This window comes from Pseudomonas sp. SDO5215_S409 (genome assembly GCF_054071325.1).
This window is the reverse complement of record NZ_JBSVWN010000053.1, coordinates 19,936-46,199: the sequence shown is the minus strand read 5'-3', so window position 1 is coordinate 46,199 and position 26,264 is coordinate 19,936. Positions and strand designations below refer to the sequence as shown.

Below are 26,264 nucleotides of genomic sequence, written 5' to 3'. Positions count from 1 at the left end.
GAGGCACTTGAAGCCGTAGTCAATAAGTAAATTATTTCGAAAACAGTACACTAGGCCAGATGCAGGCCTATTTCCAACCAAAATTCAATCTGGTCACCCGTCAGATGTCCGGCGTCGAGGCGCTCACGCGCTGGAACCATCCTTCGGGGCAGCTTGTGTCACCGGCTGTTTTTATGCAGGTCATTGAGCGCTGCCATTTATTCGATGAGCTGTTTTTCCAACAACTGAATCAGGGGTTGCAATTACAGCGGTCTTTTTTACAGCAGGGAAAATCGCTGAATATCGCGTTCAACCTGGACACTTCACAGCTCTCGGGCACCGCGCTGGTTTCCCGGATCGAGGCTGCCCTGTCGAGCTTCCAGCTACCGGCGTCCGGGATCACTTTCGAGCTGACAGAAACCGGCCTGATGGACGCCTGCGCCACGTGCCTGGAAAACCTGGTGCGATTGCGCATGATGGGCTGCGGGTTATCCATAGACGACTTCGGCAGCGGGTTTTCATCCCTGCACCGCTTGTGTCAGTTGCCCTTCAACGAAATCAAACTGGACGCCGAATTCGTTCGCACACTTGATGAAGGCCCGCGCTCGCGCGCCGTTATCAGCAGCACGCTCGCGTTGGGCGAATCCCTGGGCGTGTCCGTCGTGGCGGAAGGCATTGAAACAACGCAACAACACAAACAACTGAGAGAGATGGGCTGCCGTTACGGGCAGGGCTATTTCTTTGCAAAGCCAATGACCCACAACGATCTCTGCAGCGGGTTTTACCCAAAAGCCGACCCGCAAACGGGGCACCTCCAGCCTTGACCAATCCGTTAATCAAGACAGTTCGACGTACGCCTGCGGGCGGGCATGGATGCCGCCTGCCTTCTCTACCTATGCCACACAGGGATTAAAAATGCCGACATCCTCTTTACGTATCCTAGTGGTGGACACGCTGCACGAGCGCTGCCTGAGCATCGAAAAAATGCTCAATCACCAGGGCTACCATCGAATAGCGCCGGTCACAAGTCTCGATGAGCTTTTGACCATGGTGGAAAACGCGGTGACGCCGTTTGATCTGTTGGTGGTTAACAGCGCGTTGACAGGCACCTCGGCATCCAGCCTCGTTGCGCTCTTTCGCTATTGCTCTGCTGTTCGCCACACCTTGATTTACGAAAGCCCGCCGCTTGATCCGCTCACCTTGCTACCGGCGCCCGGTTCAAAGACGATCAAAACCCTTGCCCATCCGCCTGATCACGAAACCATCAAGGCCTTCATGCAGGCTATCGATCCGTGACAGTGTCGCCTGGCGCCCTGGAACATCAAGTCGCGCCAAGCGCGCCCGGCACGGAGCCGTTATGATGGACACTTTCCCGTGCCGACGCGGCACTCCCATCGGCCCACCGCCAGACCGAGAGTGATCCATGCCTTCATCGACGCCCCTCACTGCCCCGATCGCCCGCAAAGCCCCGGGCGCCGACCCGTATGCCTGGTTGCAGGACCGCGACAGCGGCGAAGTGCTCGACTACCTCAAGGCAGAAAATGCCTGGCAAGAGGCGCAAACGGCCGACCAACAGGCCCTGCGCGAAACCCTCTTCGAGGAGATCAAGGGCCGCATCCTCGAAACCGACCTGTCGCTGCCCTCCCCGTGGGGCCCGTACTTGTATTACAGCCGCACCACCGCCGGTGACGAGTACGCCCGCCACTACCGCTGCCCGCGTCCGGCCGATGACAGCCTGCGGGTAGACGAAAGCGCCGAGGAACTGTTGCTGGACGCCAACGCGCTGGCCAATGGCGGCTTTTTCTCCCTGGGCGCCTTCAGCGTCAGCCCCGACCACAGCCGCCTGGCCTACAGCCTGGACACCAGCGGCGACGAGATTTACACCCTGTACGTGAAGGACCTGACCACCGGCGACGTCAGCGAACTGCCCTTTGAGGACTGCGACGGCAGCATGACCTGGGCCAACGACAGCCAGACCCTGTTTTTTGGCGAGCTGGATGACACCCACCGTCCGCACAAACTGTACCGCTACCACCTGGGCGGCAGCGGTGCGCACGAAATGTTCCACGAGCCCGACGGACGTTTCTTCCTGCACTGCTACCGCTCAAGCTCCGAGCAGAAGCTGCTGCTGACCCTGGGCAGCAAGACCACCAGCGAAACCTGGGCGCTGGACGCCAACCAGCCGCAACAGGCATTCACCTGCCTGGCGCCGCGGGTCGAGCACCATGACTACGACGTCGACCACGGCCTGCTGGACGGCCAGTGGGCCTGGTTTATCCGCAGCAACCGCGACGGCATCAACTTCGCCCTGTTCCAGGCACCCGACACCGCTCATGTGCCCACCGAGGCCGACTGGCAAAACCTGATCCCCCACGATGACGCCGTGATGCTCGACGGCGTGACCCTCAACGCGTCGGCCATGACCTTGAGCCTGCGGGTGGGCGGCTTGCCGGTCATCGAAGTTCACCCACAAGGCCAGCCGGCTTATCGCGTCGACCTGCCAGACGCGGCCTACAGCCTGCACGTACAAAACAGCCTGGAGTTTTCCAGCGACCACATCCGCTTGCGTTACGAAGCCCTGAACCGCCCGGCCCAGATCCGCCGCCTGGCACTGGCAGACGGCGCCCAGCAGGTACTCAAGGAAACCCCGGTGCTGGGGGTGTTCAACGCCGACGATTACGTCAGCCAGCGCCTGTGGGCCACGTCGGTCGACGGTACGCAAGTGCCCATCAGCCTTGTGGTACGCCGCGACCAGTTGGGTCAGCCAACGCCGCTGTACCTGTACGGCTACGGTGCCTACGGCCACAGCCTCGACCCGTGGTTCTCGCATGCCCGCCTGAGCCTGCTGGACCGTGGCGTGGCCTTTGCGATTGCGCACGTGCGCGGTGGCGGCGAGCTGGGTGAAGCCTGGTATCGCGCAGGCAAGCAGGAGCACAAGCAAAACAGCTTCAGCGACTTTATTGCCTGCGCCGAACACTTGATCGCCGAAGGGCTGACCACGCCCCAGCAGCTGGCCATCAGCGGCGGCAGCGCCGGGGGGCTGCTGATGGGGGCGGTACTCAATCAACGCCCGGAGCTTTTCAAGGTGGCGATCGCCGAAGTGCCGTTTGTCGATACGCTCAACACCATGCTCGACCCGGATCTGCCGCTGACCGTCACCGAATACGACGAATGGGGCAACCCCCAGGAGCCCGAGGTGTATGCGCGCATCAAGGCCTACGCGCCGTACGAAAACGTACGCGCCCAGGCCTACCCGGCCATGCTGGTGATCGCCGGTTACAACGACAGCCGCGTGCAGTACTGGGAGGCGGCCAAGTGGGTGGCCAAGCTGCGCGACACCAAGACCGATGACCACCCCTTGCTGCTCAAGACCGAACTGGGCGCAGGCCACGGCGGCATGAGCGGGCGGTATCAGGGATTACGTGACGTAGCGCTCGAATATGCATTTTTTTTCAAGGCGCTGGGACGGGTTTAAGGAACTCTGCCCGGCGGCCTTGTCGAAGACTGCACCGCCGGGCGAACCGCCCAGACTGACCGACCGAAAAGACTGCAAGCGATGCCTGAAGCCATGCTACTCAACACCGAAATTCGCGACATGCTGATGGACTGCGGCCTGTTCGACCCGCTGCTGCCGGAAGACTTTCACGTGGCTGCCGGGTATTTCAACATCAGCACCATCGCCCGCGACCAGGTGATTTTCCTGGAGGGCGATGCGGGCACCTTCATGTGCATCCTTCACTCCGGCCAGGTGGCGGTGCAAAAAACCAACCACACGGGCCAGCGCATGACCATCGCCATCCTGCGCAGCGGTCGCGCCTTTGGCGAGATGGCGGTACTCGACGGCGAGCGGCGTTCAGCCACCTGCGTGGCGGCCAGCGACTGCATGCTGTTGAACCTGGGCAAGGATTCCCTGGAAAAAATGCTCAACGAGGCGCCCAAAATTGCGGCCAAAATTATCCGCGCGATTGCCATTGCCCTGTCCAAACGCCTGCGCATGGCGGACGGGCAGTTACTCTCCCAAACGCTTTAGCCGCCGGGCGACTTGGGTTTGCTGTCGTTTTGTTGCAGGCCCGGCAGCGTCTGGTCCTTGGGCGGCTTGGGCATCTCGATCGGCGGCAACAACGGCTCACCGCTGCCGGCCGGTTTGGGCGTGACCGGCGGCGTCACTTGTGGGTAGGGCGTGGGCGTTGCCGTACCCGGCGCACCCGGGGTGGGCGCGGGCGGAATCGGCACGGTTTGCAACTCCTGAGCGCCCGCTGCACCGGCAAGGGTGAGCGCGCTGCATACAATGACCGTTAGAATGCTGCACTTCATCGATGGCTCCATGGCCTGACCGTAATGCCGCAAGGCTACTCTCAACCGCGCAAGAATGCCCTTCCCAATGAGATTTACATGAAACGTTTCGTTCTGCTGGACACCGCTCCCATCCCTGGCAATGGCGGCGCCTTGTGCCTGTTTGAATACGGCGAAGACTTTGTCATCAAGATCCAGGGCGGCGACGGTGGTCAGTTGATGAACACGCGCATGCATGGCTCTGAAGACGCCCTGGCCGAAATCCCCTGCCGCAAGGTCGCCGGGCGGCCCGGTTCACGGGTGTTGATCGGCGGCCTGGGCATGGGCTTTACGCTCGCCTCGGCCCTCAAGCACCTGGGCAAGGATGCGCAAGTGGTGGTCGCCGAACTGGTGCCCGGCGTGGTGGAGTGGAATCGCGGGCCGCTGGGGGACAAGTCCGGCCAGCCGCTGCAAGACCCACGCACCCTGATCCGCCAGGAAGACGTGGCCAAGGTGCTGCAAGCCGAGCCGAACGGCTTTGACGCGATCATGCTGGACGTCGACAACGGCCCCGAAGGCCTCACGCAAAAGGCCAACAGCTGGCTGTATTCCGCCGGTGGCCTGAGCGCCTGCGCCAAGGCCCTGCGGCCCAAGGGCGTGCTGGCCGTGTGGTCGGCCAGTGCCGACAGGCACTTCAGCGAAAAACTGCGCAAGGCCGGGTTCAAGGCCGAGGAAGTGCAGGTGTATGCCCACGGCAACAAGGGCACGCGGCATACCATCTGGATCGCCGAAAAACTCAAGGGCTGAATCAGTGCGATGAGCTGCGGTACTCGATCACGTAGGGCACTTTTTTGTCGAGGGTCTTGTTCAACTCCTTGCGATCAAGCGTCCCCAGCCCGCCCAGTTGCCGGGCGGTAAACCCGCTGTCGCCCACTGGCGCGTCAGGCGCGAGGCTCACCATGCGCTGGGCCACCGCCTCGATCGCCTGCTGGTAGCCCCGCTTTTTGTTCAAGTTGAACGTGTGCAGGTCAATCTGCGTGCGCAGCCAGTCGCCCCAATAGAACTCAAGAAACTCCGGCGCCACCGCCCCCGAATCCGGCTTGCCATAGGCCGCCTTGCGCGTGAAGTACACCAGGCTGCGAAAAGGGTCGTCCTGCATCTGCGCAAAGCCCAGGTGCGCCGGCAATTGCGCCGGGGCCAGCGGGCGGCCCTGGCCGTCCTTGAGCCAGGTCTTGTGCGTCTGCTGCATGCGCGCCCAGAACGTGGCGAGGTCCGGGCTGTCGCTGAAGTCATCCGTCACACGTACCCACATTTTCAATTGCGGGCCCGCGCCGGGCTGTTCCCACAGCGTGGTAAAGCTGTGATGGCCATCGGTGAGGTACAACTGGCCACCGGGGCCGACGATCACCGTTTTCATCTCTTCGGGATGCGTGCCCACCGGGCTCGCGCAGGTAAAGCTGGACGGCTGGTGCAGGTCGGCGTGCTTGGGCACTTTGTCGGCATCGCCCTGGCCGTTGTTCTCGCAATATTCGTCGAACACCTTGGCGGGCGACTCGGCAAACACCGCCAGGCTGTAGTGAATCTGGTCAAACCCCACCACCGCCTGGGTCGGGTGCAGTTGCGCCAGCGTCACTTCAATGACCTGCCCGGGCTTGGGCGTCGAAAAGGCCTGGGCTTGCAGGGTAAAGGCACACAACAGCAACGCAACGGGCCATGAATGCAGGCGCATGAACACAAATCCTTCTTGATAGGTGCGCCGATATTACAAACAATTGCCGCACACAGCCTGTACCGCCGCTGAAAAAGCCAGGGGCTTATTGCCCGGCAAGCGGCTAGAATCCACCGTACCGTGACCCACCAAAAGACAGGAGCCATGATGAGCTCGACCAACCCGCCCTCCCACACCGCCAAGCTGGACCGCATCCTCGCCGATGCCCAGCGCGACCGGGAAATGGGCTACCGCGACAAAGCCCTGAAAATGTACCCGCACGTCTGCGGCCGCTGCACCCGTGAGTTCTCCGGCAAACGCCTGAGCGAGCTGACCGTGCACCACCGCAACCACAACCATGACGACAACCCCCAGGACGGCTCCAACTGGGAATTGCTGTGCCTGTACTGCCACGACAACGAACACTCGCGGTACACCGACCAGCAATACTTTGGCGAAGGCTCCACCAGCAGCCCGACCATTGCCAAGGCCACGCACAACCCGTTCGCGGCATTGGCGGGGCTGATGAAAAAAGACGGGTGAGTTGCCCAGCGTCCAGCGGCAAGAGGCGGCGGGCGCGTCACTTGCCGCTTGTCGCTCAGCCCCTCCCCGCTATACTGCCGCCTTTTTTCAAGAGCACCCTCCGTGGGCAATAAACGCTACAGTTGCATCGGTTTGTATAACCCCAAATCTCCGGAAAACGTCGGTTCGGTCATGCGCGCCGCCGGTTGTTATGGCGTGGCGTCGGTGTTTTACACCGGCAAACGCTATGAGCGCGCGCGGGATTTCATCACCGACACCAAGAAGGTCCACCACGACATTCCGCTGATCGGCATCGATGACCTGAAAAAAATCCTGCCCCTGGGCTGCGTCCCCGTGGCGGTCGAGCTGGTGGACGGCGCCCGCCCGCTTCCCGAATACACCCACCCCGACCGTGCGCTGTACATCTTCGGCCCCGAGGACGGCTCGCTGGACAAAGACATCCGCGACTGGTGCGAAGACGTGGTCTACATCCCGACCACCGGCTGCATGAACCTCGCCGCCACCGTCAACGTGGTGCTTTACGACCGCCTGGCCAAGGGTAATAACACCCGTTCGGGCCCCAAATACTGATTTTTGGGGAACATCCACGGCCTGTGCGCAGTCAGCTGCATATCCTTATGCCCTTGTTGGAGACGCATCATGAGCGACACCAAAACCCTGCGACCTGTTATTGAAACCACGCCTTTTCAGACCCCGCCTGCGCAAAACGTGCACGGCTGGGAGCGCATCGGCTCGGTGGCCGGTGGGGTGGTGATGATGGGCAAGGGCCTGCGCCGTGGCGGGATCTTTGGCCTGATTCAAGTGGCGATTGGCGGCGTGGCGCTGGCCCGCGGGATTACCGGACACAGCTCGGCCAAAGAACTGCTGGAAAAAAGCCGTCAGGAAATGAACAGCGTGCGCACGAAAATTGAACGTGCGGGCGAAGAATTGAAGAACCTCAAGACCAAGGCCGAAGTGGCTGCCGAGAAAGCCGTAAAAGCGCCTGTCTGAGCCCCGCCTGGCATTCAGTGCAGCAACGCGCTGTCGAGCACCACTGACGACTCCCCGATGATGCTCTGCGCCAACTCGACGAATTCTTGGGTGGTGATGCTGTTCAGACGCATCACCGCTTGCGTCACGTCGTCGAGCGAGCGTTTGTTGTGGGTCTTCAGGCGAATCTCGCGGTCCAGCTCTTGCAGCAACACCACCGCCCGGGCCACGGCCGCCGGGTTGATGCGCTCGCCGCGCAAGGTGGTCACGCCCTTGCCCTGCTTGCTCAACCGCGTCTGGATCGCGGTATAGCGGTCATCGCTGATGCCGCCCGCGCGGCGCAGCAACTCGATCGAGTAATACTCGGCCAGCCCTTCGCTGATCCAGTCGCTGTTCTGATGGTCCTTGAAGCGTCCAACGGCCTGCACCACTTCACGTATCAACGGGCTGCTGCCGTTTTCGCTGACTAGGGCGGTGCGGCTGTTGAGGTAAATCGAGTCTCGCGAGGCGAACACCCCGCGCCGCATCGGATCGCCTGCCCCCACCACCAGCAGTTTGTCCGGGTGACGCGGAAACACCGCCTGCACCTGCGGCCAGACAAACGTCAGCAGCGTCAGCACTTCCATGCGGTGCAGGCCCTGGCCCTTGGGCGAGGCCACGGTGATTTCGGTTTCGCCCAGGCGCAGCCGACGGCTGCCCAGCGTACCGGCGAGCATCCAGCCGGTGGGCCGGTCGAACAGGCGCGAGACGTTGTCGATGCGAAACGTGTTTTTACCGACACGCGGCCAGGCGGTTTCGACGCTTTTCCAGCCCGGCGGCAGGTCGAAGCTCAGGCGTGATACCAACTCGACGCCGTCCTGCTGATCGAGTTTTGCCGTGGGCACCAGGTCTTCGCCGCGAAACAGCGCCCAACTGGGCGTCATGCGGGCTTCATAGACCCCTTTTTTGCGCGCATGGGTCAGGCGCACGCGGTAGGTCAGGCTGGCGTTGTCGGCGGCCGGTTGCCAAAGGCCCCGGCTGTTGGCCCCGGCGGCGCCCGGGGTCACGTGCCACTGGCCGTCGGCCTTGAAGTCGCTATAGTCGCCGTCGTGCCCCAGGTCGAAGTTCAAGCTGCGCACCGCCGAACCCCGAGACAGGCTCACGCGCACCTCGGCCTGATCGCTTTGGGGCAGCAGTTTGACGTGGTAATCCAAGTCGACCTTTTTCGCGCACCATCCCTGCGCGCTCAACGCCAGCAGTACCAGGCCCGCCGCCAGCTTGGCTGCAACCTTCATAGACACTCCTTTATCAGCCTGCGCGAAAAATCAGGTAATCCTCCCAATCGTCCTCGGGCACGCTGCCTTCGCTGAGCATGCGACCGGATTGGGAAATGCGTTCATGGTGCACGGCGTCGCGGTCGCCGCACACCAGGTGATGCCACAACGGCAGGTCCTTGCGCTCGCTGACCAGGCGGTAACCGCAGGTCGGCGGCAGCCATTTGAACTGGTCGGCCTGGCCCGGGGTGAGCTGGATGCAGTCGGGCACCGACGCCCGGCGGTTGGGGTAATCGGTGCACTGGCAGGTGTTGAGGTCCAGCAGTTTGCAGGCGATGCGCGTGTAGTAGACGCTGTTGTCCTCTTCGTCTTCGAGCTTTTGCAGGCAGCACAGGCCGCAGCCGTCGCACAGCGATTCCCATTCCTCCTGGTCGAGGTGCTCAAGGGTTTTGCGGATCCAGAAAGGTTCGACTTTAGCGGCCATGGCTCTACATCGGTATCGGTAACGTTAAAAGGCCGCCAGTCTAGTGCCCAAGGGCGCCGGGGCCAAGCATCAGCGACTGTCGGTATGACAAGACTTGTCAGGCGTGCGGTGGCGCAGTAGTTTTGAGCCCCGTTTTTCCGTCAGGATCTGTTCATGAGCACCCATGCGCGCGTTGCCGATTACCCGATCCACCCGCAGTTCACCGACCGCTGGTCGCCCCGTGCATTTACCGGCGAAAGCATCCCCAAAGATACCCTGCTGAGCTTTTTCGAAGCTGCGCGCTGGGCGCCGTCGGCGTACAACTCGCAGCCTTGGCGCTTTCTTTATGCGCGCCGCGACACGCCGGACTGGGAGCGCTTCCTGGGCCTGTTGAACGAGTTCAACCGTGGCTGGGCGCAGCATGCGTCGGCGCTGGTGATCATTGCCTCGAAGACTGATTTTCTGGCGCCCGGTGCCACCGAGGAAACGCCAGCGTTGTGGCATACCTTCGACACGGGTTCTGCCTGGGGTCATTTGGCGTTGCAGGCCAGTTTGAGTGGCTGGCATACCCATGGCATGGCCGGGTTCGATCAGGAACTGACGCGCAAGGAGCTGAAGATTCCGCAGGGGTATGCGTTGCATGCGGCAGTGGCGATCGGCAAGTTGGGGGACAAGGCGACGTTGGCGGATTATCTGCAGGCGCGAGAGGTGCCGAGTCCGCGCAGGCCTCTGAGTGAGTTGGTGTCTGAGGGGGATTTCGGTCTTTGAGGTGGGCTTTTGGAGGCTTATCCGTTGCTGCGGTGATGGCTGCTGGGGGGGGCCGCCCTTACGGCGGGTCACTTTTGGAAGAGCGCCAAAAGTAACCAAAAACGCTTTGCCCCACCACTCGGCACCTCGCTGACGCTCGCCGTGCTGGGCCATCCATGGCCCAGCGCGACTTTACAGGGCGCTTAAATCAAGAGCAGCCGGCCTTGGGGTCAGTAGCCTCGCTCGAAGCTGACTTCACCGCGCAGCGCGGTCTTGGCCTGATAGGCCCGCAGGTTTTGCACAAATAAATCGACCATCATCGCAGGCGATGTGGGCGCGGAGCTGTGCCCGGTCAGCAGCAAGCCCCAGGCGGTCCAGAACGGGTGCCGTTGCGGCAAGGGTTCCTGGCGGCAGACGTCAATCACGGCCCCTGCCAGGTGCCCTTCTTTCAGGGCGTCCACCAGGTCGGCATCCACCACGGCCACGCCGCGCCCTACGTTGATGAACAGGGCCGTGGGCTTGAATTGCTTGAACAAGGCCGCGTCGTACAGGTCGTGGGTGTCCGGTGTGTTGGGCAGCAGGTTGATCACGTAGTCCACCTCGCCCACCAGGCGCGGCAGTTGGTCCAGTGCGGCGACTTCGACAAACGGGGTCTGTTCACGTGCGGTGCTGGCGATGCCGTAGAGTTTCACGCCGAACGGCAGCAGGAACTGTGCCACGCTCTGGCCGATGTCGCCGGTGCCGACGATCAGCACCTTGCGCCCCACCAGGCTCTGGCCCAGGCGGTTATCCCACTTGCGCTCCACCTGGCTGACCAGCCGGGCCAGTACTTCACGCTCGTGGCCCAGGATGTAGGTGAGCACGTATTCAGCCATCACTTGGCCAAAAATCCCCACGGCACGGGTGAGGCGGTAGTCGCGGCGCAGGCCTTCGGCCAGCAGCGGGGTGATGCCCGCCCAGGTCGATTGCAGCCACTGGGGTTGATGGCCCTGGCGCAGCAGCGTCGCCAGCAGGTCCGGCTGGCCCAGCCATACCGGGCAGTCGGCGGCCTGGCGGGACAGTTCGGCCGAGTCGCCGCTGGTCAGCACCTCAAGGTCGGGCGCCGCCTCGCGCAGCAGCCCGGCGTACAACGGGTGATCGTGTTCGGCAATCAGAACGCGCATGGTTAAAACCTTCAAAAACGGTGCAGGCAGGCGCAGGCCACCGTCCTTTGCGACCACCACCAAAAAAGTTGAATTCCATTGGCACGGGTGCCCGCCAGGGCACCGACCATCACATCGGGTCGTTACGACGCAGCAGCTCTTCGGGCAAGTGTTCGATGTACTCGTCCTCGGCAGGCGGCATTTGCAGGTGGTAACCCTGCTTGTCGAGGTTTGCCAGCACCTGGGTAATGTCTTCCTGGGACAGCTTGCGCTCGGGGGTCAGCACCAGGTCAAACGCGTGCTGGGGTTTGCCGAACACGGCCACCAGGCCCTCGGGCACACGTTCCAGCGCGTCACTTTTGAGCACGTAAAGGTACATGCCGGCGCGTTTGGGGCTGCGATAGATGGAGCAAATACGTTTCAAGGCTGTTCTCCGGCAGTGGCCAGGCTGTCGAGCAGTGCCTGGCCCATCAATTTGCGGCGCCAGCCACGCAGCGAATCGGGCAATTGGTAAGGTCCGTTGGGGTAGCCACTTTTTACCAGGGCTTCAAGGGTTTTCTTGCGCAGCATCAGTTCGGGTGCGATCTCCAGGCGTTCGGCCTCGGCCTGGCCAAGCGCGCGCAGTTGCTTGATCAGCGCGGCGGCGTCCACCGGCAACGGTTCAGGCACGGCCGGTGGCCACTGGTCGACCGGCACACTGCCAGCACGCTTGATCAGGTCGAGCAAAAACTCGCCATCCTGGCGCACGGTACGCGGGTGCATGTCTTCGATTTTGCCCAGGGCGGTGAGGTTATCCGGCTGGGATTTGGCCAGGGGCCATAACGAGTGTTCACGCACGATACGGTTACGCGGCAGGTCACGGGCGCGGGCCTGCTGCTCGCGCCAGGCGCACAGCTCACGCAGCACCGCCAGTTGGGCACGGGACAGTTTCCAGGCCAGCTTGGCCTCGCGGTAGACCTCAAACGGGTCGGTTTCGCGGCGCAGGTTGGCCACCAGCTCCGCGCCGTCTTCCAGCACCCAGGCGTACTTGTCGTCAGACAGTTTGGGGCGCAGGCGCTTGTAGACTTCGGCCAGGTGCAGGGCGTCTTCGGCGGCGTAGCTCACTTGCGTCTCGGAGAGCGGGCGCTGCAGCCAGTCGGAACGGGTTTCACCCTTGGGCAGTTCGATATCGAGAACCGCCTGGACCAGGCGCGAATACCCCATGGAAAAACCCAGGTTCAGGTAAGCGGCCGCCAATTGGGTGTCAAACAACGGCACCGGCAGGCTGCCGGTAAGGCGCAGCAACACTTCCAGGTCTTCGCTGCAGGCGTGCACTACCTTGATCACCGCCGGGTTTTCCAGCAAGGCGGCCAACGGTTGCCAGTTGTCGATGCTCAGGGGGTCGATCAGGTAAGCGCGAACGCCGTCGCCAATCTGGATCAGCCCGGCGATGGGGTAAAAGGTGTCGACCCGCATGAATTCGGTGTCGAGGGCGACGAATGGCAACTGCTGCCACTCGGCGCAGTGCTGGCCGAGGCTATCGTTGTCGCAGATCCAGTGAATATCGATGGCCACACGGCTCTCCCTTGAAGAATGGCGCGCAGTATATATCGCGAAAGGGACGGGTGAGCATCCGCACAACCATGAAAAGTCCTACAAGGGATGAAGAGTAGTCACACAGCGGGAAGTTATCCTCTCTTACGCAGAACATAGACCCGCCACAGGGCCGAGCCCGGTAGGAACTCCTGGAAGTTGAGGATTTTGAAACCCGCCTGACGAAACTCTTCCTCCACCTGAGGGTGATGACTGCCGTCGCTGTTCACCGAAACGATCACGGTGTCACGCGTGACGCGATGGAACTGCGCCAGCAAGGCCAGGCGGCCTTGTGCGGTCGGCACATGCCGAAACAGCTCAAGGCAAAAGATGCAGTCCACGGCATTGGGCGACAGTTCGATGGAAAACGCCGAGCCCTGGAAGGTCTTGATGCGCTTGAGCAAGGCGGCCGGGTGATGGCTGCTGGCGTGGTCGAGCATGGCCTGGGAGTTGTCCGACGCCAGCACCACCCGGTTGCCATATTCGGCCAGCACCGGCCAGAACCGCCCGGCCCCACAGGCCAGGTCGAGCACCAGGCCTGGCTCGCCAGCGATTTTCAGCGCCCGGCGCACCAGGCGCGCGTCGCGCCACAACGCCAGGCGGCGCAGCAAGGGCGTGCGGGCACCGTCACACACGCGGGCGTGCTCGCGGTCAGCACGCTCGGTGAACTCGGTTTCGATGGCAGACGGGGTTTGCGACGGCATCAAACAGCTCTTGTAAAGGGACCAGACACTCGCAGCTTAACCAGCGCTACGTGAAAAAAAGGTGAGAAACGCCGGGCGTTCGTCACCTGCACAAAGGGCGAGTATCGGCTGCAAAAGCTGTCAGTTGACTGTCTGGGCACACCGCCTTCATGTTCAGGCCTGGTGCAAGTACCAGCGCCAATCCTGCTCGCCCACCTGCCCCATGAACTGCCGATACTCGGCGCGCTTGACCGCCAGGTACACCCCCAGGAACGCCTCGCCAAAGGCCTCTCGCGCCCAGCTAGAGCCTTCCAGGGCGCGCAACGTGGTAAGCCAGTCGGTGGGCAGCAAGTCCGTGGCCTGGGCGTAGCCGTTGCCCTCGACCGGGGCGCCGGGGTCGCGTTGTTGGCGGATGCCCTGATGAATGCCCGCCAGGATCGCCGCGGCGGCCAGGTACGGGTTGGCGTCCGCGCCGCAAATGCGGTGCTCGATGTGCCGCGAATACGCAGGCCCGCCGGGCACTCGCAGGCTCACGGTGCGGTTGTCCACGCCCCAGGTGGCGGCCAGCGGGGCGTAGCTGTTGGTCTGGAAGCGCCGGTAGGAGTTGGCGTTGGGGCAAAACAGCAGCAACGAATCGAGCAGCGTGGCGAGCATGCCGCCCACCGCGTGGCGCAGCAGCGGCGTACCGTCCGGCGCCTCGCTGGCAAACAGGTTATTACCGTCGCGGTCGGCCAGGCTCACGTGCATGTGCATGCCGGTGCCAGCCAGGTCGTCGAAGGGTTTGGCCATGAAGCAGGCAGTCATGCCGTGTTTGTGGGCCACGCCTTTGACCAGGCGCTTGTAGCGCACCGCGTCGTCCATGGCCTGCAACGCATCACTGCGATGTTCCAGGGTGATTTCCACCTGGCCCGGCGCGTATTCGGAAATGGCCGTGCGCGCCGGAATGCCTTGCAGCTTGCAGGCGCTGTAGAGGTCAGCGAGAAAGGGCTCGATCTGCTCCAGCTCCCGCAGGCCGTAGACCTGCGTGGCACGCGGGCGCCCGCCGTCGTTGTCCAGCGCCGGTTGGGGCCGGCCGTGGCTGTCGGGCTTTTGGTCGAGCAGGTAGAACTCCAACTCCGCAGCCATTACCGGGTAGTAACCGTCGGCCTTGAGCCCGTCGATGACCTTGGCCAGCAAATGCCGGGGGTCGGCAACGGTGGCGGGCATGCCTTGGGTGGGGTGCATGCTGACCTGCACCGCCGCCGTCGGGATCAGCCGCCACGGCATGCGCTGCAAACTGCCGCCCAGCGGGTAGGCGCGGCAGTCGATATCGCCCACGTCCCAGACTAGGCCGGAGTTTTCCACATCGTCGCCATTGATGGTCAGGCCCAGGATGGTGCTGGGCAACGGCCGCCCGCTCTCATACACGGCGAGCAATTCATCGCGGTGCAACAGCTTGCCCCGGGACACGCCGTTGTTATCGAGGATGAACAACTCGAACAGTTCGATATCGGGGTTTTGCGCAAGAAACAGCTGGGCTTCGTGCAGCGTGGCAAAGGCGGTGCTCATGGGAACTCTCATACGTCGGCGTCAGGCAGGCACAGGCGGCCGCCAGTCGGATGCGTGCGGGCACGCGGCATCCACGGAGTGTTTAACGCAGGAGAGGGTTATCCGGTGGGCGGGCGTGACGGCAGTGCCACAGGGCCCAAAAGGCCAGCTCGGACGGCAAGGCTTCGACCACCGCCGCACGGCTCGGCGCAACGGCGCCAGGCAGTGTCTGGGGATGAGTGTCGGGGCAACCGTCCATGCAAGGATCACAGAGAAAACATGCCGGGCAGCGTCACACGCCTGCATAGGCCAGTTAAATTCAGTCTTGACGGAGTTTGGTTACACCATCGCTAAACTTTCGCATCCGCCATGGCGGACTAAGCTTGCGGCACCGACAAAAACAAGGGAGATGTTTATGAACATTGTGACCCGCACCGTTTGCCTGTTGCTGCTGTGTTTCAGCCAGGCGCACGCGGCGACACCTGAGGCGCAGGACGCCCAGGCCGCCAAGACCCTGCTGGAAAAAGCCCTGGCGTATTACCGGGCCCATGGCGACAAGGCATTCGCGGCGTTCAGCCGCCAGGGCGAATTTGTCGATCAGGACCGCTATGTGTTCGTAGTCGACACCCACGGCGTGCTGCTGGCCAGTGGCGGGCCCTCCTCCGCGCTGATCGGCCGGGATGTGTCCGAGGTGCTGGGCCCTGAATTGCGTCAGTCGTTCAAACAGGTACTCAACACCCCCGACGACAAGGGCATCCAGCAGACCGAGTACCGCTGGCAAAACTGGAACGACGGCAAGGTGGAGCGCAAGCACGTGTTTTACCAGCGCATCGGCCAGCGCATCCTGGCCGTCGGCTATTACCTGCCAAGGGCCTCGCCGGAACAGGCCCGAGCGCTGCGCAACAAGACGGTCAAGGCGCTCGAGCAGGACGAAAGCACCACCATCAAAGCCATAAATGCGATGCAAGGTGGCTTCCTGCAGGACGACCTTTATGTGTTTGTGGTCGACCTCAAGACCCACCGTTACGTGGCCCACGGCACCAACCCGCGCCTGGTGAACACCGACTTCAGTAAGATCAAGGACCCGGACGGCAAGCCCGTGGGCGAGCCGATCCTGGCGTTGATGGCCGAGCAGGATCAGGGGGAATACACCTACCGCTGGAAAAACCCGGTGACCGACAAGGTCGAGAACAAACATGCGTACTTGCGCAAGAGCGGGCATTTCGTCGTGGCGGTGGGGTATTACAGCCCCTGATGCACGCCGGTTACTTGGCCGTGTCCTCCCGCCCGCGCAACAGGCGGTTGGGCATGGCAATTGCCGCCGCCAGCCCCAGCAACGACACCGCCGCGCTGACCATCAGCAAATGCCGGAAGGTCAGCAGTAACTCACCGCGCAGCGCGTCCTGCGCCGGGCCCGGAGCGGCGTTGAGGCCGTCGAGTAGCACATTGCCAGAATGGCCTTCGGCGGTCAGGGCGCCGCTGGCCAAGTGCGCAAAACTGGCGTCTTGCAACAGCGCCAACAGCAAGGCCGACATGCACGCCACCCCCACCGCGCCGCCCAGCGAGCGGAACAGGTTGGTGGTGCTGGTGGCGACGCCGATGTCGCGTTGCTCCACCGAGTTTTGCGTGCCCACCAGCGACGTCGGGAACTGCATGCCGGCGGCGATCCCGCACAGCAACATGAACAGGCTGGTGAGGGCCACCGCCTGGGGCGCGCTGAACGCCATGCCCAGAATCGCCAGGGGGCTCAGCGCGGCGCCGATCAGAATCATCGGTTTATAGCGCCCGGTCACCGACGTCCGGCGCCCGGCAAAATAAGCGCCCACCGGCAAGCCCATCGCCAGCGGCAACAAGTGCAGCGCCGCACTGTCGGCGCCGGAGCCGGTGACGGTCTGGTAGCGCAGCGGCATCAATACGGTCAGGGAGATCGCCTGGAAACTGGTGAAGAAAATCGTGCACCAGCACAGCACCGCACTGCGGTTGGCAAACAGGTGCATGGGCAGCAACGGCTCCGCCGTCCGGCGTTCGTGCCACACAAACACGCTCAGCGCCACCAGCGCACACGCCAGCAGGCTCAACACCTCTGGGTCGCGCACGGCATGGCCCTGGCCGACTTCGGTGATGCCCAGCAGCAGCGCGGTCAGGCCCACGATCATCAACAGCGTGCCGAGGTAGTCGATGACCGGTTTGCGCTGCGGCACCGGCAGCCCCACCAGGGTGCGATGCGCCACCCACCAGGCACCGGCGCCCAGGGGAATATTGATCAAGAACACCCAGCGCCATGACCAGTACTCGGTCATGTAGCCGCCCAACACCGGGCCGATCACACTGGCGGCTGCGTACATGCTGCTGAAATAGCCCTGGTAACGTCCGCGATCACGGGGCGCGATGATGTCGCCGATAATCGCCTGGCTCACCGAAATCATGCCCCCGGCGCCGATGCCCTGCAGCACCCGCGCCAGCACCAGTTGCTCCATGCTTTGGGCCATGCCACAAAACACCGAGGCCAGGGTGAACAGGCCCATGCCGATCAGCATCATGGGGCGGCGCCCGTACAGGTCGCCCAGCTTGCCGTAGATCGGCACGGCCACGGTCATGGCCACCATGTAGCCGGAAATCACCCAGGCCAGCAGGTTCACATCATGAAATTGCGCGGAAATGGCCGGCATGGACACCGCGACAATCGTCTGGTCCAGGGCCCCAAGGAAAATCGCCAGCATCAGGGCGACCAGAATACTGCGCACAGCGGGAACGGCGGGAGCGGGCTGATTGAGGTGAGTCACGGCAGGACCTGCAAGCAAAGGCCCGCAGGAAAAGGGAGGCCCTGCGGGAATGCTCGTCATCTTACTCGATAGCTGGCTATTCGATAGCCTCGTAAGGAAGCCCGACGTAATTTTCTGCAATGGTCTTGCGCCCCGCCTCTGAGTCGACAAAGTACTCCAGCTCGCTCTGGGCAATGCGCTGGCTGAAATCATCCGCCTCGGGAAAGCGGTGCAGCATCGAGGTCATCCACCAGGAAAACCGCTCGGCTTTCCAGATGCGGCGCAGGCAAATGGCCGAATATTGTTGGAGCAGGTCCACGCGGCCTTCGCCGTACACCTTGAGCAGGATATTGAACAAGGTGCTGACATCGCTCGCCGCCAGGTTCAAGCCTTTGGCGCCAGTGGGCGGCACGATATGGGCCGCATCGCCCAACAGGAACAGACGGCCGTACTGCATGGGCTCTACGACAAAACTGCGCAGGGGCGCGATGCTTTTCTCGATGGACGGGCCGGTCACCAACTGCTCGGCCAGCGCTGCGGGCAGGCGGGCCTTGAGTTCGTCCCAAAAGCGCGCATCGGACCAGTTGTCGACCGACTCGTCGGCCGGCACTTGCACGTAATAACGGCTGCGGGTGGGTGAACGCATGCTGCACAAGGCGAAACCACGCGGGTGCTTGGCGTACACCAGCTCATCGTGGACCGGCGGGGTGTCAGACAAAATACCCAGCCAGCCAAACGGGTACACACGCTCGAAAACCTTCAGCGCGTGGGCGGGAATCGACTGACGCGCCACACCGTGAAAACCGTCGCAACCTGCGATGTAGTCGCACTCCAGGCGGTACTGCTGGCCGCCCTGCTCGAAACTCAGCCAGGGCTGGTCGCTTTTCAAATCATGGGGCTGTACGTCGCGGGCTTCATAAAAGGTGGTCGCGCCACTGGCGGTGCGGGCGGCCATCAGGTCGCGGGTGACTTCGGTCTGGCCGTAGATCATCACGTTCTTGCCGCCGGTCAACGCGGTGAGGTCGATGTGGGTCAGTTGCCCGTTGAGCGCCAGGGCAAAACCGTCGTGCACCAGGCCTTCGGCGTCCATGCGCTGGCCCACGCGGGCCTGGCGCAACAGGTCGACCATGCCTTGCTCCAGCACCCCGGCGCGAATACGCCCCAGCACGTAGTCGGGCGCCTGGCGCTCAAGAATCACGGTTTGAATACCGGCGTTATGCAGCAACTGGCCCAGCAACAATCCCGAGGGACCGGCGCCGATGATGGCGACTTGAGTTTTCAGCGTTTTCATTATTTTTATGGCTCGCAGTCTTTGCCCGAACGGATTAGGTGAAAGAGTTGTCATTCACTTTGTTGCTGGCATTTTTCACTTGAGTGGCTGGCATAAGAAGGTGAAAACTGAGCCAAAGCCTGCGCTTTTCGCCAATCGGGGCGATTACCGCACAACCGCACCGCGTATCGGATTGAAACCATGACCAAAACTGCCAGCCCTGTGATCCCGGTGTTCAAACTCTACGGAGAAAGCCAGCAATGGCCGACCCCGGATTTGTTGCACTGTGAAACCATCTCCAGGCGCAGTCGCGAGTACCAATGGGAAATCCAGCCACACCGCCATGCGGACTTGTGTCAGTTGTTGTACGTGCACAAAGGCCAGGCGCAGTTGGAGATCGAAGGCCAGCGCAGCACGTTGAATGAATCGACGCTGCAAGTGCTGCCACCGCTGTGTGTGCACGGGTTTCGTTTTTCCGAAGACATCGAAGGCTACGTCGTCACCCTGGCGGCCCCGCTGGTCGCGCATTTGCAGGCCCAGCAAGGCACGGCCGCAGACGGCTTGGCCAGCCTGGGCAGCTATGCGGCGGGCGGCGACAGTGACTACCTCAACAGCCTGTTTACCCGCTTGCAGGATGAATACGTCGACGAGCAGCCCGCCCGGGACATGATGATGCACGCGCTGGTCAGCGTGCTGCTGGTGTGGATCAGCCGCCAGGCCATCCAGCGCCGTCATCCACGTCCGCCACGGGCGCGGGAATATTTCCGCCAGTTCACCCAACTGGTGGAACAGCACTACCGCGAACACCCCAAAATCGAAGACTTGGCCCACAAGCTGGGCATCTCTGTCTCACACCTGAACGGGACATGTCGGGAGCTGGGCGGGCAGCCGGCGTTGCAGATCATGCACGACCGCCAATTGCTTGAAGCCAAGCGCTTGCTGACCTACACCAGCATGACCATCAACGAGATGTCAGAAGTACTGGGGTTTTCCGACCCCACCAACTTCTCACGGCTGTTCCGCCGACGCGTCGGCCATTCGCCCAAGGCGTTTCGCGAACAGTTGAAGGCCGACCAGAGCCTCAACGCAGCGAGCTGAAACTGGCCAGGTGCGCCACGCAGTGATCGTGATTGCAACTGGAGGCAAAGCCCGGTTGCAGGCGGGTCTGTTCGACCCGGTAGGCGGCGGTGGCGTAAAGCGCCGTGGCGGCGGCGCACAGGGTGACAATCATCAGGTACTTTCTTGTTTTGATCGACATGGCAGGCACCTCAGGTTCGATCAAGCAGGTACTGACTTGAGCATAGGCCAGCACAGGCGAGATGCCATTATCGGACGCTATTCAACAGGTTTATGTCGGCTTACAGGCCCACGTCCCACGCAGGCACCGGCGGGAAGCGCTGCACCAGAAAATCCAGCAGGCTGCGCAGCGCCGACGGCATGTGCTTGCGCGAGGCGTACACCGCATAGATGTTCACCTGCCGGGGCTCGGCGTGGGGCAACAGGCGAATCAACTCACCGCTGCGAATAAAATCGGCGGCCTGGTAACTGGGCAGCATCGAGATGCCCGCGCCTGCCAGTGTCAGGCGCAACAAGGTGCCCGCTTCATTGGCACTGAGCGTGCCGTGCACCGGCACCGAGACTTGCTCGCCGCCCTCCTCGAAATGCCACAGGCTTTTGCTGAAGTAGGAATGGGTCAGGCAGTTATGTCGGGCAAGGTCATCCACCGTGTAGGGCTGCGGATGTTCTTGCAGGTAGGCCGGTGAGGCGCAAATCACCGAGCGGCACACCGTCAATGGGCGGGCGATGAGGTTGGGGTCTAGGTCATTGCTGGTGCGGATCGCCAGGTCGATTCGCTCGTCCACCAAGTTGACTGTGCGATCGAGCATTTGCAGATCGATGCTCACCAGCGGGTAGCGTTTGACGTAGTCCGCCATGGCCTGCGCCAGTTGCGCTTGGCCAAACGAGGTGCTGACGCTCAAGCGCAAAGCGCCCCGTGGCGCGTCGTCGGGCTGGCTGACGGCGGCCTTCAGGTCGTCGCTCAACTCCAGCAGGTGGCGGCACCGGGGCAAGGTTTCGCTGCCTGCGGCGGTGAGGCTCAATTTGCGGGTGGTACGGTGCAGCAGGCGCGCGCCCACCCAGTCTTCCAGCTCTGCCAGATACCGCGACACCACCGGGCGCGACAGGTCCAGATGGTCGGCGGCGGCCGACTGGCTGCCCAGGTCCACCACGGTGACAAACACCCGCATTGCCTGAAGACGATCCATGATTTGCCCGCTTTTAGAAACAAACTATGTCGCAGCATCGCATTTTTTGCTGTGTTCTACGCAACTAAGCTCTGTGCATTCCTGACCGATTGCGGAGCTGCCCCATGTTTTTGACCTTCAAACGTTTTGCCCTGGCGAGTGCCGCCCTGGCCTTTGCCGCCCATGCCACGGCGGCCGACCTGAGCCTTACGGTGTACAACCCCGGCGAAGCGGCGATTTTCCCGGTGAGCTCGGTGCTGGTCAGCGGCAAGAAAGACGCGATCCTGGTCGACGCGCAATTCGGCAAGGGCCAGGCCGAAGAACTGGTGCAAAAGATCCGCGCCAGCGGTAAACACCTGACCACCATTTACATCAGCCATGGCGACCCGGATTACTACTTCGGCCTGAACACCCTGACCGCCGCCTTCCCCGATGCCAAGGTGCTGGCCCCCCAGCCCGTGGTGGACCACATCAACGCCACCGTTGTCGGAAAACTGGAATTCTGGGGCCCGAAAATGGGCGCCGACAAGCCCGCCAAAACCGTCATCCCCCAGGTGCTCAAAGGCCATCGCCTAGACCTGGAAGGCCAGGCCCTGGAGGTCATCGGCCTGGACGGCCCGCAACCCGACCGCAGTTTTGTGTGGATCCCGTCGATCAAGGCCGTGGTCGGCGGCGTGGTCGTGGCGCAAAACATCCATGTGTGGATGGCCGACACCCAGAGCGCTCAATCCCACGCCGACTGGCTGGCCACCCTGCAACGCATCGCGTCGCTCAAACCGGCCACCGTGATTCCCGGCCATTACCTGGGCACCCCGTCGCTGCAATCGGTGGCCTTCACCGGCGAGTACATCCAGGCGTTCGACGAGGAAACCGCCAAGGCCAAGGACGCTGACGCACTGATCGCAGCGATGAAACAGCGTTACCCGAACCTGGCCGACGACAGCTCACTGGAACTCAGCGCCAAAGTCGCCAAGGGCGAAATGCAGTGGTGACATTAAAAAGAGCGCCCTGAGCAGGACAGCCTCAGGGCCTGCAAGCCTGTGCCTGGCCGACCAGCCAGCTCATCAAGGCCTCGAGCCCCGGTGAAGGCGCCGTCGCCGGGGGGTACACCAGGTAGTACCCCATGCCGGTCGGCACCTTCAATTCAAACGGCGTCGCCAACCGCCCCGCTTTCAAATCCTCGCCAATCAGTGCGCGGTCGCCGATTGCCACCCCGGAACCTTGCGAGGCCACCGTCATCGCCAAGTCCAGTGTTTCAAAATGATGCCCCTGAGCCAGGTTGTTCAGGCGCGTCCCGGCCGCCTTTAGCCACAAAGCCCAATCCCGCTCGTCACGGGTGGGGTGCAGCAGCACCTGTTGCTGCAAGTCCGCCGGGGTGCGCAGGCCCGCCAGCAAGGCCGGTGCGCACACCGGGGTCAGTTGCTCGTCGAACAAATGCCGCGCCTGGGCCGACTGTTCGGCAAGGGGCGCATAAATAACGGCGGCGTCGAACTGCTCGCGGTGAAAGTCCACGGTGTAGGCCACAGTGGTGGTGAGCTCCACCGGCACGTCGGGGCGTTCCTGTTGCCACTGCATCAGGCGCGGCAGCAGCCAGCGCATCACGCAGGTGGAGGCCTTGAGTTGCAGGGTTTCGCGGCGGCTGCCGATCTGCTCCACCGCCTCGCCGATCACGCCAAATACCTGCTGCACCCGCTGCGCCCATTCGCGGCCTTCATCGGTAAGGCGCAAGCCTCGGGCCTGGCGCTGAAACAGCGGGTAACCCAGATGGCTTTCCAGCCCCGCCACCTGGCGGCTCACCGCCCCTTGGGTGATGTGCAATTGCTCGGCGGCGCGGGTGAAGTTGCAGCATTGGGCGGTCACCCAAAACGTGTGCAGGGCCGGTAAGGGCGGGAGGCGTTTCATTGGAGGCGAGCCATGACGTGAGGACATGGCGAGTATGACTTTTTATCGATTGTTGCCGCTACGGGCCAGCCGTTCCAATACCGGCCTTTATCAACAATAAGAGCGACGACAATGGCGACCTGCGGCGAAGTATTGGTCAAATTGCTGGAAGGCTACGGCGTGGACCAGGTGTTCGGCATTCCCGGCGTGCATACCGTGGAACTCTACCGGGGCCTGGCGCGCTCCAGCATCCGCCACGTCACCCCGCGCCACGAGCAGGGCGCAGGCTTTATGGCCGACGGCTACGCACGCACCAGCGGCAAGCCCGGCGTGTGCTTCATCATCACCGGTCCTGGCATGACCAACATCACCACCGCCATGGGCCAGGCCTATGCCGACTCGATCCCCATGCTGGTGATTTCCAGCGTGCAGTCGCGCAGCCAGTTGGGCGGCGGGCGCGGCAAGTTGCATGAGCTGCCCAACCAGGGCGCGATGATGAGCGGCGTGGCGGCGTTTTCCCATACGTTGATGTCGGCCGCCGAATTGCCGGGCGTGCTGGCCCGGGCGTTTGCGCTGTTCCAGGCCGGGCGGCCGCGCCCGGTGCACATCGAGATCCCGCTGGACGTGCTGGTGGAAAACGCCGACGCGTTGCTGGCCAGTGAACCGGTCAGCGTGGCCCGCGCAGGCGCCGCACCGGCGGCGGTCACGCAGATGACCCGCCTGCTCGCGGCCGCGAAACGCCCGTTGATCCTGGCGGGCGGCGGCGCCATCGACGCCGCCCCCGAGCTGACCCGGCTGGCCGAACTGCTCGGCGCGCCGGTGGCCCTGACCATCAACGCCAAAGGTATGTTGCCCAGCCAGCACCCGTTGCTGATCGGCTCCACCCAAACCCTGGTGGCCACCCGCGCCCTGGTGGCCGAGGCGGATGTGGTACTGGCCATCGGCACCGAACTGGCCGAAACCGACTACGACGTGACCTTCGCTGGCGGCTTCCAGATCCCCGGCGCCCTGCTGCGCATCGACATCGACGCCGACCAGACCGTGCGCAACTACCCGCCGCAGGTCGCGCTGGTGGCTGACGCCCGCATCGCCGCACAGGCGTTGCTGGCCGACCTGCAGCGCCAGCCATTGGCCAGCCGCGACAGCGAATGGGGCGCCCAGCGGGTCGCCCGCCTGTGGGCCGAGCTTGCGCCCACCTGGGACGCCGCCACCCGTGCCCAGACCCAGTTCGTGCACGCCGTGCTGCAAGCGTTGCCGGACGCGGTGATCGTCGGCGACTCCACCCAGCCGGTGTACAGCGCCAACCTCACCCTGAACCTGGACCACCCGCGCCGCTGGTTCAACTCGTCCACTGGCTACGGCACCCTCGGCTACGCCTTGCCCGCGGCCATCGGCGCCTGGCTGGGGCGTGGCAACGGCGCGCCGGTGGTGTGCCTGATCGGCGATGGCGGCCTGCAGTTCAGCCTGCCGGAACTGGCCAGCGCGGTGGAAGCCCGCACGCCGGTGATCGTGCTGCTGTGGAATAACCGCGGTTATGAAGAGATCAAGAAATACATGGTCAACCGCGCCATCGAGCCGGTGGGCGTGGACATTTTCACCCCTGATTTCATCGGCGTGGCCAAGGCGCTGGGCTGCGCGGCCCACAGCGTGCAGGGCCTCGACGCGTTGCGTGATGCCTTGCGAGTGGCCACCGACCGTCAGGGGCCGACACTGATCGAGATCAATCAAGACCAATGGATGAACGAGGTGGCGGTATGAGCGCAGTGTTGAACGGGCTGTATATCAACGGCCAATGGCAAGCCGGGGTTGAGGTGATCGAGGTGATCAACCCGGCCACCGAGGCGCCACTGGCGCAGGTGAGCCTGGGCGATGCGGGCGCCGTGGCGCGGGCGGTAGAGGCCGCCAGCACCGCCTTCGTGTCCTGGTCAAAAAGCACCGGCCGCGATCGCGCCGCCTTGCTGCGCCACATCGCCCAGGGCGTGCGTGAACACCGCGAGCGGTTGATGCACCTGCAAGCGAGCAACAACGGCAAGCCGCTGTTCGAGGCGGGCATTGACGTGGACGACGTGATCGCCACTTTCGACTACTACGCAGGCGTGGCCGATGCACTGGACGCGACGCAAGACTGCCCGGTGGCGCTGCCCAGCGAGGATTTCAGCGCACGCCTGCGCCGTGAGCCAAGCGGCGTGGTCGGCCTGATCGTGCCGTGGAACTTCCCGATGGTCACCACCGCCTGGAAGCTCGCCCCGGCCCTGGCCGCAGGCTGCTGTGTGGTGCTCAAACCGTCGGAAGTCACGCCGTTGGCAGAGCTGGAACTGGCGAAAATCATCGCCGCCGTGGGCCTGCCCGCCGGCGTCTTCAACCTGGTGTGCGGCACCGGGCTGGCCGTGGGTGCGCCGCTGGCGGCCGACCCGCGGGTGGCAAAAATCTCCTTCACCGGCAGCAACGCGGTGGGCGTGCAGGTGATGCAGCGCGCCGCCGAAACGGTCAAGGGCGTGAGCCTGGAACTGGGCGGCAAATCCTCCCTGCTGGTGCTAGCGGATGCCGACGTGGACCTGGCCGTGGAACTGGCCTGCGGCGGTGGTTTCTTCAACGCCGGGCAAATGTGCTCGGCCACTAGCCGGGTGTTGGTCGCACAGGCGGTGGCCGACGAGTTTCTTGCCCGCGTGCAGGCCAGGGCCGAGGCCATTCGTGTGGCGGACCCGCTGGCGGACGATGTGGAAATGGGCGCGCTGGTCAACCGCGCGCAGTACCAGCGGGTCCTCGGCCATATCGAGCGCGGTGTGCAGGCCGGTGCACGCCTGTTGTGCGGCGGCGGGCGCCCGGCAGGCCTGCCCCACGGTTATTTCATCCAGCCCACCGTGTTTACCGAGGTGCCGTTGGACAGCGCCTTGTGGAACGAGGAAATCTTCGGGCCGGTGCTGTGTGTCCGCAGTGTGCGCGATGAGGCCGAGGCGGTTGCACTGGCCAACGACAGCGAGTTCGGCCTGGTGGCCAGCGTGGTCAGCCGCGCCCCTGAAGCGGCCGAGCGCGTCGCCAATGCGTTGCAGGTGGGAATGGTGTGGATCAACGCGCCGCAGGTGATTTTCCCGCAGGCGGCCTGGGGCGGTTACAAGCAGAGCAGCATCGGGCGCGAGCTGGGGCCGTGGGGCTTGCAGGCATTCCAGGAGATCAAGCACGTGATCCGGGCGGTGTAGCCAACGGGAGGTATTGAAGCGCGCATTTTTTCAATACCTCCAACGACTTTCTG

At 63.2% G+C, this 26,264-nt stretch carries 28 protein-coding genes; 14 read left to right on the top strand and 14 right to left on the bottom strand.

Annotation, left to right across the window (positions count from 1 at the left end; all coding sequences use genetic code 11):
* The first annotated feature begins 59 nt into the window (after positions 1-59).
* The 4 genes from ACW9H9_RS22900 (at position 60) to ACW9H9_RS22885 (ending at position 4,009) form a co-directional block, all read left to right on the top strand.
* On the top strand, positions 60-803 hold the full coding sequence (locus ACW9H9_RS22900) for an EAL domain-containing protein (protein WP_457345381.1): 744 nt from the start codon (positions 60-62) through the stop codon (positions 801-803).
* Positions 804-894: 91 nt separating this feature from the next.
* A complete protein-coding gene (locus tag ACW9H9_RS22895; protein WP_457345382.1) occupies positions 895-1,275 on the top strand; it encodes a histidine kinase in 381 nt (126 codons plus the stop codon).
* Positions 1,276-1,402: 127 nt separating this feature from the next.
* Positions 1,403-3,454, top strand: coding sequence for a S9 family peptidase (locus tag ACW9H9_RS22890; protein WP_457345383.1), 2,052 nt, complete (start codon positions 1,403-1,405; stop codon positions 3,452-3,454).
* Between the two features lie 81 nt (positions 3,455-3,535).
* Positions 3,536-4,009: a cyclic nucleotide-binding domain-containing protein gene (locus ACW9H9_RS22885; RefSeq protein ID WP_457345384.1), complete on the top strand. Its 474-nt coding sequence runs from the start codon at positions 3,536-3,538 to the stop codon at positions 4,007-4,009.
* Here ACW9H9_RS22885 and ACW9H9_RS22880 read toward each other — a convergent pair.
* On the bottom strand, positions 4,006-4,293 hold the full coding sequence (locus tag ACW9H9_RS22880) for a hypothetical protein (RefSeq protein ID WP_457345385.1): 288 nt from the start codon (positions 4,291-4,293) through the stop codon (positions 4,006-4,008). The two genes, ACW9H9_RS22885 and ACW9H9_RS22880, sit on opposite strands and share 4 nt — an antisense overlap.
* A 78-nt stretch (positions 4,294-4,371) precedes the next feature.
* Here ACW9H9_RS22880 and ACW9H9_RS22875 point away from each other — a divergent pair, with 78 nt between their 5' ends.
* Entirely contained in the window at positions 4,372-5,058 is a 687-nt protein-coding gene (locus ACW9H9_RS22875) for a spermidine synthase (RefSeq protein ID WP_457345386.1), read from the top strand.
* 1 nt (position 5,059) lies between these two features.
* Here ACW9H9_RS22875 and ACW9H9_RS22870 read toward each other — a convergent pair whose 3' ends face one another.
* Positions 5,060-5,980 (bottom strand): ParB/Srx family N-terminal domain-containing protein, encoded by a 921-nt coding sequence (locus ACW9H9_RS22870; protein ID WP_457345388.1) that lies wholly within the window; start codon positions 5,978-5,980, stop codon positions 5,060-5,062.
* Between the two features lie 147 nt (positions 5,981-6,127).
* Here ACW9H9_RS22870 and ACW9H9_RS22865 point away from each other — a divergent pair, with 147 nt between their 5' ends.
* The 3 genes from ACW9H9_RS22865 (at position 6,128) to ACW9H9_RS22855 (ending at position 7,492) form a co-directional block, all read left to right on the top strand.
* Positions 6,128-6,502: a YajD family HNH nuclease gene (locus tag ACW9H9_RS22865; protein WP_457345390.1), complete on the top strand. Its 375-nt coding sequence runs from the start codon at positions 6,128-6,130 to the stop codon at positions 6,500-6,502.
* 102 nt (positions 6,503-6,604) lie between these two features.
* Entirely contained in the window at positions 6,605-7,072 is a 468-nt protein-coding gene (locus ACW9H9_RS22860; protein ID WP_457345391.1) for an RNA methyltransferase, read from the top strand.
* 69 nt (positions 7,073-7,141) lie between these two features.
* On the top strand, positions 7,142-7,492 hold the full coding sequence (locus ACW9H9_RS22855) for a YgaP family membrane protein (protein WP_457345393.1): 351 nt from the start codon (positions 7,142-7,144) through the stop codon (positions 7,490-7,492).
* A 14-nt stretch (positions 7,493-7,506) separates the two neighbouring features.
* On the opposite strand, the gene ACW9H9_RS22850 is transcribed toward ACW9H9_RS22855, so the two are convergent.
* Positions 7,507-8,745, bottom strand: coding sequence for a hypothetical protein (locus tag ACW9H9_RS22850; RefSeq protein WP_457345395.1), 1,239 nt, complete (start codon positions 8,743-8,745; stop codon positions 7,507-7,509).
* 13 nt (positions 8,746-8,758) lie between these two features.
* The gene (locus tag ACW9H9_RS22845) at positions 8,759-9,208 is read right to left on the bottom strand and encodes a YcgN family cysteine cluster protein (protein WP_457345397.1); all 450 of its coding nucleotides are present in this window, start codon (positions 9,206-9,208) and stop codon (positions 8,759-8,761) included.
* 153 nt (positions 9,209-9,361) lie between these two features.
* Here ACW9H9_RS22845 and ACW9H9_RS22840 point away from each other — a divergent pair, with 153 nt between their 5' ends.
* Positions 9,362-9,955 carry a nitroreductase family protein gene (locus tag ACW9H9_RS22840; RefSeq protein ID WP_457345399.1) on the top strand — a complete coding sequence of 198 codons (594 nt, stop codon included), beginning with the start codon at positions 9,362-9,364 and terminating at the stop codon, positions 9,953-9,955.
* Positions 9,956-10,164: 209 nt separating this feature from the next.
* Here the strand turns inward: ACW9H9_RS22840 and ACW9H9_RS22835 are convergent, their stop codons facing one another.
* From ACW9H9_RS22835 to ACW9H9_RS22815, 5 genes are all read right to left on the bottom strand, one after another.
* Complete coding sequence (locus tag ACW9H9_RS22835; protein ID WP_457345401.1) at positions 10,165-11,097, bottom strand: D-2-hydroxyacid dehydrogenase; 933 nt, start codon at positions 11,095-11,097, stop codon at positions 10,165-10,167.
* Positions 11,098-11,206: 109 nt separating this feature from the next.
* Positions 11,207-11,500, bottom strand: coding sequence for a YcgL domain-containing protein (locus ACW9H9_RS22830; RefSeq protein WP_457345403.1), 294 nt, complete (start codon positions 11,498-11,500; stop codon positions 11,207-11,209).
* Positions 11,497-12,630, bottom strand: coding sequence for a ribonuclease D (gene rnd, locus ACW9H9_RS22825; protein WP_457345405.1), 1,134 nt, complete (start codon positions 12,628-12,630; stop codon positions 11,497-11,499). The genes ACW9H9_RS22830 and rnd overlap by 4 nt, the downstream gene beginning before the upstream one ends.
* Positions 12,631-12,743: 113 nt before the next feature.
* Positions 12,744-13,352, bottom strand: coding sequence for a class I SAM-dependent methyltransferase (locus ACW9H9_RS22820; protein WP_457345407.1), 609 nt, complete (start codon positions 13,350-13,352; stop codon positions 12,744-12,746).
* A 153-nt stretch (positions 13,353-13,505) separates the two neighbouring features.
* Entirely contained in the window at positions 13,506-14,879 is a 1,374-nt protein-coding gene (locus ACW9H9_RS22815; RefSeq protein ID WP_457345409.1) for a glutamine synthetase family protein, read from the bottom strand.
* Between the two features lie 394 nt (positions 14,880-15,273).
* Here ACW9H9_RS22815 and ACW9H9_RS22810 point away from each other — a divergent pair, with 394 nt between their 5' ends.
* Positions 15,274-16,113, top strand: a complete 840-nt coding sequence (locus tag ACW9H9_RS22810) for a cache domain-containing protein (protein WP_457345411.1) — start codon at positions 15,274-15,276, stop codon at positions 16,111-16,113.
* A gap of 10 nt (positions 16,114-16,123) precedes the next feature.
* Here ACW9H9_RS22810 and ACW9H9_RS22805 read toward each other — a convergent pair whose 3' ends face one another.
* Together ACW9H9_RS22805 and pobA are read right to left on the bottom strand one after the other, a co-directional pair.
* The gene (locus tag ACW9H9_RS22805) at positions 16,124-17,641 is read right to left on the bottom strand and encodes an MDR family MFS transporter (RefSeq protein WP_457345413.1); all 1,518 of its coding nucleotides are present in this window, start codon (positions 17,639-17,641) and stop codon (positions 16,124-16,126) included.
* 76 nt (positions 17,642-17,717) lie between these two features.
* Entirely contained in the window at positions 17,718-18,902 is a 1,185-nt protein-coding gene (gene pobA / locus ACW9H9_RS22800) for a 4-hydroxybenzoate 3-monooxygenase (protein WP_457345471.1), read from the bottom strand.
* A gap of 189 nt (positions 18,903-19,091) precedes the next feature.
* Between pobA and ACW9H9_RS22795 the strand changes: the two genes are divergently transcribed.
* Positions 19,092-19,988, top strand: a complete 897-nt coding sequence (locus tag ACW9H9_RS22795; protein WP_457345415.1) for a helix-turn-helix domain-containing protein — start codon at positions 19,092-19,094, stop codon at positions 19,986-19,988.
* Here the strand turns inward: ACW9H9_RS22795 and ACW9H9_RS22790 are convergent.
* Both ACW9H9_RS22790 and ACW9H9_RS22785 read right to left on the bottom strand, forming a co-directional pair.
* Complete coding sequence (locus ACW9H9_RS22790) at positions 19,972-20,148, bottom strand: hypothetical protein (RefSeq protein ID WP_457345417.1); 177 nt, start codon at positions 20,146-20,148, stop codon at positions 19,972-19,974. The two genes, ACW9H9_RS22795 and ACW9H9_RS22790, sit on opposite strands and share 17 nt — an antisense overlap.
* Positions 20,149-20,248: 100 nt before the next feature.
* Positions 20,249-21,154, bottom strand: a complete 906-nt coding sequence (locus ACW9H9_RS22785; RefSeq protein ID WP_457345419.1) for a LysR family transcriptional regulator — start codon at positions 21,152-21,154, stop codon at positions 20,249-20,251.
* 104 nt (positions 21,155-21,258) lie between these two features.
* Here ACW9H9_RS22785 and ACW9H9_RS22780 point away from each other — a divergent pair, with 104 nt between their 5' ends.
* Positions 21,259-22,125 carry an MBL fold metallo-hydrolase gene (locus ACW9H9_RS22780; RefSeq protein WP_457345421.1) on the top strand — a complete coding sequence of 289 codons (867 nt, stop codon included), beginning with the start codon at positions 21,259-21,261 and terminating at the stop codon, positions 22,123-22,125.
* A 31-nt stretch (positions 22,126-22,156) separates the two neighbouring features.
* On the opposite strand, the gene ACW9H9_RS22775 is transcribed toward ACW9H9_RS22780, so the two are convergent.
* Entirely contained in the window at positions 22,157-23,035 is an 879-nt protein-coding gene (locus ACW9H9_RS22775) for a LysR substrate-binding domain-containing protein (protein ID WP_457345422.1), read from the bottom strand.
* Positions 23,036-23,146: 111 nt separating this feature from the next.
* Between ACW9H9_RS22775 and ACW9H9_RS22770 the strand changes: the two genes are divergently transcribed.
* Both ACW9H9_RS22770 and ACW9H9_RS22765 read left to right on the top strand, forming a co-directional pair.
* Positions 23,147-24,772 (top strand): 5-guanidino-2-oxopentanoate decarboxylase, encoded by a 1,626-nt coding sequence (locus tag ACW9H9_RS22770; RefSeq protein ID WP_457345424.1) that lies wholly within the window; start codon positions 23,147-23,149, stop codon positions 24,770-24,772.
* Entirely contained in the window at positions 24,769-26,211 is a 1,443-nt protein-coding gene (locus ACW9H9_RS22765; RefSeq protein ID WP_457345426.1) for an aldehyde dehydrogenase family protein, read from the top strand. Before ACW9H9_RS22770 ends, ACW9H9_RS22765 begins: the two co-directional genes overlap by 4 nt.
* Positions 26,212-26,264: the final 53 nt, after the last annotated feature.